The 10,182-nt window shown below is 71.7% G+C and carries 12 protein-coding genes; 5 read left to right on the top strand and 7 right to left on the bottom strand.

The window, feature by feature from the left end:
- The first annotated feature begins 87 nt into the window (after window positions 1-87).
- Complete coding sequence (locus VIG79_RS05870; RefSeq protein ID WP_331883326.1) at window positions 88-1,188, top strand: amidohydrolase family protein; 1,101 nt, start codon at window positions 88-90, stop codon at window positions 1,186-1,188.
- On the opposite strand, the gene VIG79_RS05865 is transcribed toward VIG79_RS05870, so the two are convergent.
- On the bottom strand, window positions 1,176-1,790 hold the full coding sequence (locus VIG79_RS05865; protein ID WP_331883323.1) for a TrmH family RNA methyltransferase: 615 nt from the start codon (window positions 1,788-1,790) through the stop codon (window positions 1,176-1,178). The two genes, VIG79_RS05870 and VIG79_RS05865, sit on opposite strands and share 13 nt — an antisense overlap.
- 77 nt (window positions 1,791-1,867) lie before the next feature.
- Between VIG79_RS05865 and VIG79_RS05860 the strand changes: the two genes are divergently transcribed.
- On the top strand, window positions 1,868-2,587 hold the full coding sequence (locus VIG79_RS05860) for a DedA family protein (protein ID WP_331883333.1): 720 nt from the start codon (window positions 1,868-1,870) through the stop codon (window positions 2,585-2,587).
- Here the strand turns inward: VIG79_RS05860 and VIG79_RS05855 are convergent.
- The 4 genes from VIG79_RS05855 to pyrE form a co-directional block, all read right to left on the bottom strand.
- Window positions 2,584-3,468, bottom strand: a complete 885-nt coding sequence (locus VIG79_RS05855; protein ID WP_331883320.1) for a glycosyltransferase — start codon at window positions 3,466-3,468, stop codon at window positions 2,584-2,586. The two genes, VIG79_RS05860 and VIG79_RS05855, sit on opposite strands and share 4 nt — an antisense overlap.
- 94 nt (window positions 3,469-3,562) lie before the next feature.
- Window positions 3,563-4,777 carry a polysaccharide biosynthesis protein gene (locus VIG79_RS05850; RefSeq protein ID WP_331883317.1) on the bottom strand — a complete coding sequence of 405 codons (1,215 nt, stop codon included), beginning with the start codon at window positions 4,775-4,777 and terminating at the stop codon, window positions 3,563-3,565.
- A gap of 23 nt (window positions 4,778-4,800) precedes the next feature.
- The gene (locus VIG79_RS05845) at window positions 4,801-5,472 is read right to left on the bottom strand and encodes a LemA family protein (protein ID WP_331883315.1); all 672 of its coding nucleotides are present in this window, start codon (window positions 5,470-5,472) and stop codon (window positions 4,801-4,803) included.
- A 78-nt stretch (window positions 5,473-5,550) separates the two neighbouring features.
- The gene (gene pyrE / locus VIG79_RS05840; RefSeq protein ID WP_331883312.1) at window positions 5,551-6,120 is read right to left on the bottom strand and encodes an orotate phosphoribosyltransferase; all 570 of its coding nucleotides are present in this window, start codon (window positions 6,118-6,120) and stop codon (window positions 5,551-5,553) included.
- Window positions 6,121-6,171: 51 nt separating this feature from the next.
- Between pyrE and VIG79_RS05835 the strand changes: the two genes are divergently transcribed.
- A complete protein-coding gene (locus VIG79_RS05835; protein WP_331883309.1) occupies window positions 6,172-6,807 on the top strand; it encodes a pyridoxamine 5'-phosphate oxidase family protein in 636 nt (211 codons plus the stop codon).
- Between the two features lie 4 nt (window positions 6,808-6,811).
- On the opposite strand, the gene VIG79_RS05830 is transcribed toward VIG79_RS05835, so the two are convergent.
- Both VIG79_RS05830 and VIG79_RS05825 read right to left on the bottom strand, forming a co-directional pair.
- Window positions 6,812-7,531 (bottom strand): 2-phosphosulfolactate phosphatase, encoded by a 720-nt coding sequence (locus VIG79_RS05830; RefSeq protein ID WP_331883306.1) that lies wholly within the window; start codon window positions 7,529-7,531, stop codon window positions 6,812-6,814.
- Window positions 7,532-7,598: 67 nt separating this feature from the next.
- Window positions 7,599-8,378, bottom strand: coding sequence for an SDR family oxidoreductase (locus VIG79_RS05825; RefSeq protein ID WP_331883304.1), 780 nt, complete (start codon window positions 8,376-8,378; stop codon window positions 7,599-7,601).
- Window positions 8,379-8,409: 31 nt separating this feature from the next.
- On the opposite strand from VIG79_RS05825, the gene VIG79_RS05820 reads away from it, so the two are divergent.
- Entirely contained in the window at window positions 8,410-9,201 is a 792-nt protein-coding gene (locus tag VIG79_RS05820) for an exodeoxyribonuclease III (protein WP_331883301.1), read from the top strand.
- 73 nt (window positions 9,202-9,274) lie between these two features.
- On the top strand, window positions 9,275-10,156 hold the full coding sequence (locus VIG79_RS05815; protein WP_331883298.1) for a hypothetical protein: 882 nt from the start codon (window positions 9,275-9,277) through the stop codon (window positions 10,154-10,156).
- The last annotated feature ends 26 nt before the right edge of the window (window positions 10,157-10,182 follow it).

Below are 10,182 nucleotides of genomic sequence, written 5' to 3'. Positions count from 1 at the left end.
CGTCCCCGGGCTGGCCCACCGGATGTCCGCGGCGTTCCGACACCTCGACGAGTCGCCGGACAACCCCGCCGACGCGCCCGCCACCTCGTGAGACCGGAGTCCGACCGGCTCGGGGTGCTCACCGACCACCACTGCCACGGTCTCGTCACCACCGACCTCGAGCGCGACGGGTTCGAGGCCCTGATGAACGAGGCGCCGGGCGCGTCACCCCTCGGGACGTCGTTGTTCGACTCGATGCTCGGACTCGCGATCCGACGGCACTGCGCGCCGTTGCTGGACCTAGAACCGCTCGCCCCGGCCGACGCCTACCTGGCCCGACGACGCGAGCTCGGCGCGACCGAGGTCAACCGGCGGTTCCTCACCGCCTCGGGGATCGGCACCTTCCTCGTCGACACCGGCCTCGACGGCCCCGGCGGCACCGCCCTCACGACCCCGGCCGAGCTGGCCGGGCTGGCCGACGGCGACGCGTACGAGGTCGTCCGCCTCGAACGGGTGGTGGAGGAGGTGCTCCGCGAGGAGACCGCCGACGTCCCGGGAGCCGTCGAGGACCGGCTCCGCACCAGCGGCGCCATCGCCGCGAAGAGCATCGCCGCATACCGGGTCGGCCTGGACCTCCCGGCCGAGAAGCCCGGACCCGATGCCCTCGTCGCCGCCCTGCGCGACGCCGACCCCCAGCGGGTGGCCGAGCGGGCCGTCAGCGGCTGGCTCGCCCACACCGCGCTGGAGCTTGGACTTCCCCTCCAGATCCACACCGGCTACGGCGACCCCGACCTCGATCTGCTCGCCGCGGACCCGCTGCACCTGACGCCGTTCCTGCGCGGCACCCAGGACCTCGGCGTCCCCGTCCTGATGCTGCACACCTACCCGTTCCACCGCCACGCGGCATACCTCGCCCAGGTGTTCGACCACGCGTTCATGGACCTCGGCCTGGCGGTCCACAACACCGGCGCCCTGTCCGCCGGCCCGATCCGGGAGACCCTCGAGCTGGTGCCGTTCGGCTCGCTGCTGTTCTCCACCGACGCCTACGGGCTGGCCGAGCACTACCTGCTCGGCGCCCTGCTCTTCCGGCGGGGGTTCGCCCGGATGGTCGACGACCTGCTGGCCGACGGGGACCTCGGCGAGGACGACGCAGCGCACCTGGCCGGGATGGTGGCGCGCGACAACGCGGCCCGGGTCTACGGCCTCTGAACCTCCCCGCCGTGCTGGAGAACCCACATGTGCATGGCGATCGCCCCCGCGGCGCCGGCGTTGATCGACCGCGTCGAGCCGTACTGGGTGATGTGGAGGACGACCTCGCAGGCCTCCCGCATCTCCGGGGAGAGGCCCGGCCCCTCCTGACCGAAGACCAGCACGCAGGCCGGCGGCAACGCATACCCCTCGATCGCGACCGAGCCGGGCAGGTTGTCGATGCCGACGAGCGGTATGCCGGTGGTGGCCGCCCAGGTCGCCAGGTCGGCCACCGTCGGGTGGTGGACCTCGTGCTGGTAACGGTCGGTGACCATGGCGCCGCGCCGGTTCCAGCGCCGGCGCCCGACGATGTGGAAGGCCGCCACGTTGAACGCGTTCGCGGTCCGGATCACCGAGCCGATGTTGAAGTCGTGGCCCCAGTTCTCGACCGCCACGTGGAGCGGGTGCCGCCGGGTGTCGAGGTCGGCGACGATCGCGTCGTGCCGCCAGTAGCGGTAGCGGTCCTCGACGTTGCGCCGGTCACCTTCGGCGAGCAGCTCGGGGTCCCAGTGGTCGCCCTCCGGCCAGGGTCCGGGCCACTGGCCGACGCCCACCTCAGTCACCGGGACACCGTATGCGGCCGTGCGACGCGCTCAGGATGCGACGGAACCTGGCTCTGGCGCATACCGTTCTCCCTGTGATGCTCCACGCGGTCCAGTTCGCCGTGCCCATGCTGGGTCCTAGCTGGATGGACCCCAACTACCTCCTGACCCAGTACGGCACCGCCCTGATCTGGGTCAGCCTGGCCATCCTCTTCATCGAGTGCGGCCTGTTCTTCCCGATCCTGCCGGGCGACTCCCTCCTGTTCGCCATCGGCCTGTTCATCGCCACCGGCAAGCTGCCCATCAGCCTCTGGCTCGCGCTGATCCTGCTGTTCGCCGCCGCGTTCCTCGGCAACGTCGTCGGCTACGAGATCGGCCGCGCCCTCGGCCCGTCGATCTACCGCCACGACGGACGCATCATCAAACGCAGGTACTGGGACCAGACCCACGACTTCTTCGACAAACACGGCAACAAGGCCCTGGTCATCGGCCGGTTCGTCCCCATCGTGCGCACCTTCGTCACCGTCGTCGCCGGCATCAGCAAGATGGACCGGCGCCGGTTCCTCACCTGGTCAGCCGTCGGAGCCGCACTCTGGGTCTGCTCCGTCACCTTCCTCGGCTACTTCCTCGGCCAGGCCTTCCCCGTCCTGCAGGACAAGCTCGACATCGCCATCGTCCTCGTCGTCCTCGTCTCACTGATCCCCGCCGCCGTCGAATGGTGGCGCCACCGCCGCGACCGCACCCCGTCGGCCACGGAGCTGGAGCGGGACACCCCCACGCCCGAGGAGCTCGAGACCGGCAGGCGCGACCAGGTCTAGGCGTCCGGCCGGCGGCCGGTGCGGCCCCTGAGTCCGTCCCGGACACCGGCGACGGCGGCGCGGGCCAGGTCCGCCCGAGCGGGGTCGAGGGCCAGGCGGAGGGTATGCGCCTTGGCCTCCTCCGCGAGCCGCCGCAGCGCCCACGTGGGTTCGTCACGGGCGTGCCGCCGGGTGATCAACGTGGCGTTCCGGGCCATGTAGTAGACCCGCTCGGGCGAGTGCCGGTTGTACGCGACGTCCCGGCCCAGCACGTGCGCCGAGGTGCGCTCGCCCATGCCGTGGGTGAGCTCGCAGCCCGGCGCCACCAGGGGTTCGAGCCCGGCGGCGAGGCACCGCACGGTGAACTCGGAGTCCACGGCGTCGATGACCAGCCCCTCGTCGTAGCAGCCGACGTCGCGGTAGGTCGTGGCGGGCACCAGCGCCCCGGACTGCATCGGGTCGAACGCCCGCGCGTAGCCCTGGACGACGCCACGGGTGGGAGTGCGTCGACCGCTGTAGCTCGAGGCGCAGACGAAGGCGACGGGTATGCCGCGGTTCACCGCGTCCCTCCAGGCTCGGACCGCTCGGGCGACGTAGGTCGGCGGGAGTCCGGAGTCCTGGTCCAGGGTCAGGACGGCGTCGGCGCGCTCGTCGGTGAGGGCGGCCCGGACGCCGGCGTTCAGGGCCGCAGCGACACCGGCGTTGGCCTGCCGGATCACGCGTACGCCGGGGCGCTCCTCGAGGGCAGCGACGACGTCGAGCCCGGAGGTCGAGCCGTCGTCGACGACGAGGACGCTCTCGACCTGGGGCGCGACCTCGTCGATCAGCCCCGCCAGCCCCGGCCCCGGGCCGTAGGCCGTGACAACGGCCACCACCCGGAGGTCCTGCGGTGCGCCACTCACGACGCCTTCCCGCTTCCAACCCCACGTTGTTGTGAGTTCTGGCCCCTCGGCGGCGTCGAAACTGGCAACAACGGGCGTCTGGAAGATGGATGGGTCATGGGGTGGCCGATCGGGACGCGCGGAGGGCGGGGCCGAGCAGGCCGGCGAGCAGGACCGCCTCGCTGACCGCCATCCCGGCCGCGACGCCGGCGCTCCACCCGGCCACGGCGGCGCCGATCATCAGCACCAGGCCCACCACGGCCGAACCCAACGTCCACCCCAGCACCAGGCGGATCCGTCCGGCGGGGACCAGCAGGTTGCGGATCGGCGGCGTGCTCACGCTGAGGAACAGGAACGCCACGCCGTACCAGACGCACACGTCCCGCGGCGCCGCCACGGCCGGACCGAACACGAACCCCGTCACCCAGGGCCCCAGCGCCGCGAACAGCAGACCGCCGACAATGCCCAGCACCAGGTGCGAGAGGAACGCCGCACGGTGCCGTGACCGCCGCTCGCCACCGGTCCCCGCCTCCAGCGTCCACCCCTGGAACGCGTTCCCCATCGCGGTCACCGTGAACAGCCCGAGCCGGTATGCGGCGTCGGCCGACGCGAACGCCGAGGACACCTGCGGGCGGAAAGCGACCGTCACGACCGGGACCGGCGTCGACGCATACGCCGTCGCGGCGAGGTTGATCCCTGCGGTGCCCAGGTGGGTGCGCAGCTCGCCCCCGGATCGCGAGACCGGGAACGGCGAGCTCCGGACCACCCCCGCCACGACCCGCCGCCGGAACGCCATCAGCGCGACCACCACCGACAGGGCGAGCAGCGCCGGGTACGTCCAGACGAGTCCGGTCGCCCACACCACGCCGGCACCGACGACCGCCGCGACCACACGCGGCATGGTGTCGTACCAGAACAGCAGCCACGGGTCCCCCACGCCGATCCCGAACCAGGACGGCGAGAGCCCGAGCAGCGACGTCGCCACCGCCATCGCCGACGCGTCCACCCGGTGACCGGGCTGCGCGACCAGGGCGCTCACCACCGCCGTGGCCGGGACCACCCCGAGAAGCAGGAGGTACCGCGTCCGCAGGCTCGCCGCATACACCTCGGCCCGCTCGACCGCGGACGACGCCTGGGCGACGAGGACGGGGCCGCCGACGTTCCAGCCCCAGAAGACGACGGTCGCCCCGACCATCCCGACAGCCTGTCCGGCGAGGAAGCTCGACCAGCCCGACGGACCGGCGACCCGGGCGACGACCGGCAGCAGGAGGAACGGCGTGACGAGCGAGAGCAGCGGCAGGACCGTGAAGCCGGTGAGCCGCCGCAACACGGAACGAGACCCCGCCGGCGACGTCACCCCTGGGGCGGCGGCGAGTCCTGCGGCCCAGGCGGGAGCTGACCGCCGGCCGCCGGACCCTGGCCGACCGACGGCCCCGACGGTGCTGCCGGGGTCGCCGGCCCGTTGGTGCCGAAGCTGACCTGAGGGGCCTCTCGGGCGATGCCCTCGGTCTCGAAGTACTCCGCCTTGGTCACGCCGGCCATGCCGGCGATGAAGTTCGTCGGCAGCGTCTCGACCTTGGTGTTGAGGGCGCGGACGTTGGCGTTGTAGTAGCGGCGCGCGCCGGCGATGCGGTCCTCGGTCGAGCTGAGCTCGTTCTGGAGCGACATGAAGTTCTGGTTGGCCTTGAGGTCCGGGTAGGCCTCGGAGACGGCCTGGAGGTTGACCAGGGCCCGGGACAGCTCGCCCTCGGACTGTGCGGCCTGCGCGGGGCCCTGGTTGGGCGCCATCGCCGCGGCGCGAGCCCGGGTGACCTCGTCGAGCGTGCCCCGCTCGTGCGAGGCGTAGCCCTTGACCGTCTCGACGAGGTTGCCGATGAGGTCGTGGCGGCGCTTGAGCTCGACGTCGATCTGCGCCCAGGACTCCTGGACGACGTTCCTCAGCTTGACCAGCCCGTTGTAGAGCCCGGCGAAGATCAGTCCGAGCACCACGACGATGACCAGGATGACGATCAGGGTGGTGGACATGGGGGAAGCCTAGGGGTTGGGCTACGGGTCGGGGTCCCCGCGAAGTATCGGAGCGGAGCGGAGAACTTCGTGGGGCGGCTACGCCAGACCGAGGTCCTCGAGGGTGTAAGCGAACCGGTAGGCGACGCCCTCGGCCTCGATCTTCGCGGCCGCGCCCGTCGCCCGATCCGCGATGGTCGCCACGGCGACGACCTCGCCGCCGGCCTCGCGGACGGCCCGGATCGCCGCGATCGGCGAGTCGCCGGTGGTCGTGGTGTCCTCCACGACGACGACTCGGCGCCCGGCCACCGACGGACCCTCGATCCGCTGCTGCAGGCCGTGGGCCTTCCCCTCCTTGCGAACCACGAAGGCGTCGCATCGCTCACCGGCAGCGGCCGCGGCGTGGAGCATCGAGGTGGCCACCGGGTCGGCGCCCAACGTCAACCCGCCCGCGGCCTCGTAGTCGAGGTCCTTCGTGAGGTCACGCATGACCACGCCCACGAGGGGCGCGGCCTCCCCGTCGAGGGAGATGCGGCGCAGGTCGACGTAGTAGTCGGCTTCGCGGCCGGACGACAGGGTGACCTTGCCGTGGACGATCGCCTTGGCCTTGACGATGTCGAGGAGCTTGGCTCGGGCGGTCGCGACGTCGGGGCGTTCGTCGTTGCTCACGGTGACAAATCTAGGCGACCGGCCCGGTGGCCCTCCCGTAGCCTCGACGGCATGACGGCTGCCGCTCATGCCACGCATACCGCGTACGTCACCGACGAGGAGGACCTGCGCGCCGTCATCGGATACCCGATCCAGCGCGTCGTCGACAAGGTCCAGCCCCGGCTCGCCCCGCTGCACCGCCAGTGGATCGCGGCGTCCCCCTTCTGCGTCGTGGCAACGTCGGCAGGCGGCGGCGTGGACGCGTCACCGAAGGGCGACCCCGCCGGCCTGGCGCACGTGCTCGACGACTCGACGGTGGTCATCCCCGAGCGTCCGGGCAACAAGCGCGCCGACGGCTACCTCAACATCCTGGCCAACCCGCACGTCGGCCTGATCTTCCTCATCCCCGGCCGGACCGACACGCTGCGGGTCAACGGCACATGCCGGCTGGTCAGCGACGCGCCGTGGTTCGACGAGCTCGTCGTCAAGGGCCACCGCCCGGTGCTCGCCCTGGAGGTCCACGTCGAGGAGGTGTTCTTCCACTGTGGCAAGGCGTTCCTGCGCAGCCAGCTGTGGAAGCCGGAGACGTGGAACCCCGACGCCGTCCCCTCCCGCGCCTGTATCGCCCAGCAGCTGGAGCGCCCGGACGACTCCCTCGAGGAGCTCGAGCGCTACTACGGCGAGGCCTACTCGGCCGGCCTCTACTGAGTCGCTACTCCGCTACGAGCCAGCCGTCCTGGAGCATCGGCACCGCCTGGCTCGCGTCGAGCTCCGCGGCGATGGTGACGTCCGACGCATACCCCCAGCCGGTCAGCTCCTGACCGCTCGGGCACGCGGCGAGCGCCGCCTCGATCCGGGGTTCGACCAGCCGGTATGCGGAGGCCGCGGCCAGTGCCTCCTCGCTCGCCTCGACGGAGGAATCGGTCTCGAGGAGCGCGGCCACGACGCCGCCCGCCCCCCAGAGGTCCTCGATCGCGGGCCGCAGTGAGCCGTCCGGCCACCGCTCGCCCGCAGGGACGACCAGCACCCGGCCGCCGCGAGCCGACAGGTGCGCAGCGACGGCCCTCCGGTTGCGCAGGCCGGCCACGACGACGTCGGCGCCCGCCTCGGCGAGGATCGCGCAGATCGTCGACCCGTTGGGCGACGGCACCACGACCCGGCTCAGGTCGCCCGCCGTCCGGAAGGTCTCCGGCGAGAGGCTCACGTCGCCCGGTTTGGCCTCTCCGCGGGACCTCGCGAGGGTCGCATCCAGCCGGCGCGCCTCGTCCTCGGCGGAGGCATCCGCCCACCGAAACGGCCGCACCGCGACGCCGCGGTCCGCCGCCACGGTGACCGTCGTCGAGAACGTGAGGACGTCGACCACCACGGCCACATCGCACTCCGGTGCCAGCACCGCCGCACCGGTGGGGCCCCACTCCAGCCGGACGTCCACCCGGTCACGCTACGGCCCGGCCCACCTCAGCTCGGACATGTCCGAGTTGTGGAGCCCCGGCGCGGGCTCAGCTGCCCTGGGTCCGCCGGCGTCGCGCGATCACGCTGGACACGTCGCGCACGAGGACCCGCGGCACGGCGTTCATCACGCCGACCAGCGTCTTGTACTGCACCCCCGGCACCGACACGATCTTGCCCTTCGCGGCGTCGTCCAGGCCCTGCCGGGCCACCGCCGCGGCGTCGAGCCACATGAACTCGGGCAGCCGCGACATGTTCATCCGGCCCCGCTCGTGGAACTCGGTATGCGTGAAGCCCGGGCACAGGGCCATGCAGGTCACACCGGACCCGGTCAGCTCGCGGGAAAGCCCCTCGGAGAAGTAGCGGACCCAGGCCTTGGCCGCCGAGTAGGTGCCCATCGACGCATACGAGGCCACCGAGGACACGTTGATGATGCCGCCGCGGCCGCGGGTCCTCATCGCCCGCGCGGCCGCGTGCGAGAGGACGAGGACGGACGTGCACAGCACGTCGAGCATCGCCTCCTCGACCTCGATCTCGTTGGCCAGAAACCCCTTCTTCATGCCGTACCCGGCGTTGTTGACGAGGAGGTCGACCGGTCGCGCATCCTCGGCGAGCCGCTGGGCGACCTTCCCGATCTGGGCGCGGTCGGACAGGTCGGCGACCAGCACCTCGGACCGGATCTTGTAGTCGCGGCGCAGCTCGTCGGACACGTTCTCCAGCCGGACCCGGTCGCGAGCGACGAGCACGATGTCGTGCCCGCGTTCGGCGAGCTGACGGGCGAACTCGTACCCGATCCCGGCCGTGGCCCCGGTCACCAACGCGGTCGTCATGGGCGTCAGCGTAGGCCGATAGGTTGCCGTGATGCGCATCGCGACCTGGAACGTGAACTCCATCCGGTCCCGCATCGAACGCGTCGAGGACTGGCTGAAGCGAGCCGACCTCGACGTGCTTGCCATCCAGGAGACCAAGGCTCGCGAGGACCAGTTCCCCTACCTCACCTTCGAGGCGCTGGGCTACGAGGTCGCCCACGTCGGCGTCAACCAGTGGAACGGCGTGGCGATCGCCTCGCGGGTGGGGCTGACCGACATCGAGATCGGGTTCGACGGGATGCCCGGGTGGGGTGAGCCCATCGCGAGCGAGGCCCGGGCGATCGGCGCCACCGTCGGCGGCATCAGGGTCTGGTCGCTCTACATCCCCAACGGGCGCAACATCGACGACCCACACATGGTCTACAAGCTCGACTGGCTGGCCCGGCTCCGCGACGCCGCCGCCGGCTGGCTCGAGAAGGACCCGTCCGCCGAGATCGCGCTCATGGGCGACTGGAACATCGCGCCGTTCGACGAGGACGTCTGGAGCATGGACTTCTACGTGGACAAGTCGCACGTGTCGCCCGGCGAGCGCGCCGCGTTCCAGGGGGTCGTCGACGCGGGTTTCCAGGACCTCGTCCGCCCGTACGCGCCAGGCCCTGGTACCTACACCTATTGGGACTACCAGCAGCTCCGGTTCCCCAAGAAGCAGGGGATGCGGATCGACTTCGTGCTCGGCTCCCCGGCGCTGGCCACCCGGGTCGAGCACGCCGAGATCGTCCGCGAGGAGCGCAAGGGCAAGACGCCGTCCGACCACGCGCCGGTCCTCGTGGAGCTCGCCGGATAGCGGGACACTCACCGGATTCTCCCAACCGCGCTGAATTGTCGACGCCGTTACCCGGCGGATAAGGTCGCCCCTCGTGGTCGCGACCAGCAGGCCGGCGCACCCAGCGCTGGTGTCGGCCTACCACTCCGAGGTGGATGCCGCCGTCGAGGCGATGACGGCTGCTCTCGACGCCGGCAATGACAACGCCACAGCGCTCGACGTCCTCGGCGGCGAGCTCCACGGCCCCGCCGCGCGACAGGTCATCGACCGAGCGGCGGAGACCCGCGGCGCGCTCCTGGCCGCCGCCCGCCAAGAGCTCGAGGACCCCAAGCTGCGGCTACCGTCCAGCCCCAAGAGCCGGTCGGCCCTCGTGCGGATCCTCGTCCTCCACCAGCTCGACGCCATGTGGTGGTCGCACGTCACGCCGTACGCCGACGAGGCGGCGGTCGAGGACGCGCCGGATCTCGTCTCGCTCCCTCGGCTGGACAAGGCAGGGGCGCTGCGGTTCCGGTTCGCGGTGCAGCCCGAGGGCTTGGTGGGCCGGGGCCGCGACGCGGCGCTGCGCCGGTTGACACCACGCCGTCGACCGCAGGTGTCGGGGATGAAGTTCCTCGCCGCCCGACCGGAGATCGTCGCCCTGCTCAACGAGGTGGCCGACCTGCTCCAGAAGGAGGCGCCGACCGGAACCCCCCCGTTGTGGGTCAACAGCATCGTGCGCAGCATCGAGCACCAGCGCCACCTGAGCGAGCTGGGCTACTCGGCCCTGCTGCCCAGCTCGCACTGCCTCGGCTGGGGCGCCGATGTCGAGATGACATGGTTCGAGACGTTCGGTGCGGCCGAGAGCCTGCGGGGCATCCTCACCGACTACCGGGACCGCGGGGTGCTCAACGTGATCGGCGAGGGCCAGGCCTGGCACCTGTGCCTCAACCCCGAGCACGTCGCCGCGTACCGTGACCCCTCCCTGACCCTCCCCTGATCCTGCCCTGACTCTGACATCGACGG

The organism is Lapillicoccus sp., assembly GCF_036559105.1.
In the GTDB taxonomy this organism is placed as follows: Bacteria; Actinomycetota; Actinomycetes; order Actinomycetales; family Dermatophilaceae; genus Lapillicoccus.
Note: the sequence above shows the minus strand (reverse complement) of the source record. Positions and strands in the feature narration are given on the sequence as shown.

What these genes read in the sequence shown, in the direction of transcription:
- VIG79_RS05860 (WP_331883333.1), top strand. Translation starts at nt 1,868, where the DNA reads ATGCTCCACGCGGTCCAGTTCGCCGTGCCCATGCTGGGTCCTAGCTGG.
- VIG79_RS05845 (WP_331883315.1), bottom strand. Translation starts at nt 5,472, where the DNA reads ATGTCCACCACCCTGATCGTCATCCTGGTCATCGTCGTGGTGCTCGGA.
- VIG79_RS05835 (WP_331883309.1), top strand. Translation starts at nt 6,172, where the DNA reads ATGACGGCTGCCGCTCATGCCACGCATACCGCGTACGTCACCGACGAG.
- VIG79_RS05825 (WP_331883304.1), bottom strand. Translation starts at nt 8,378, where the DNA reads ATGACGACCGCGTTGGTGACCGGGGCCACGGCCGGGATCGGGTACGAG.
- VIG79_RS05820 (WP_331883301.1), top strand. Translation starts at nt 8,410, where the DNA reads ATGCGCATCGCGACCTGGAACGTGAACTCCATCCGGTCCCGCATCGAA.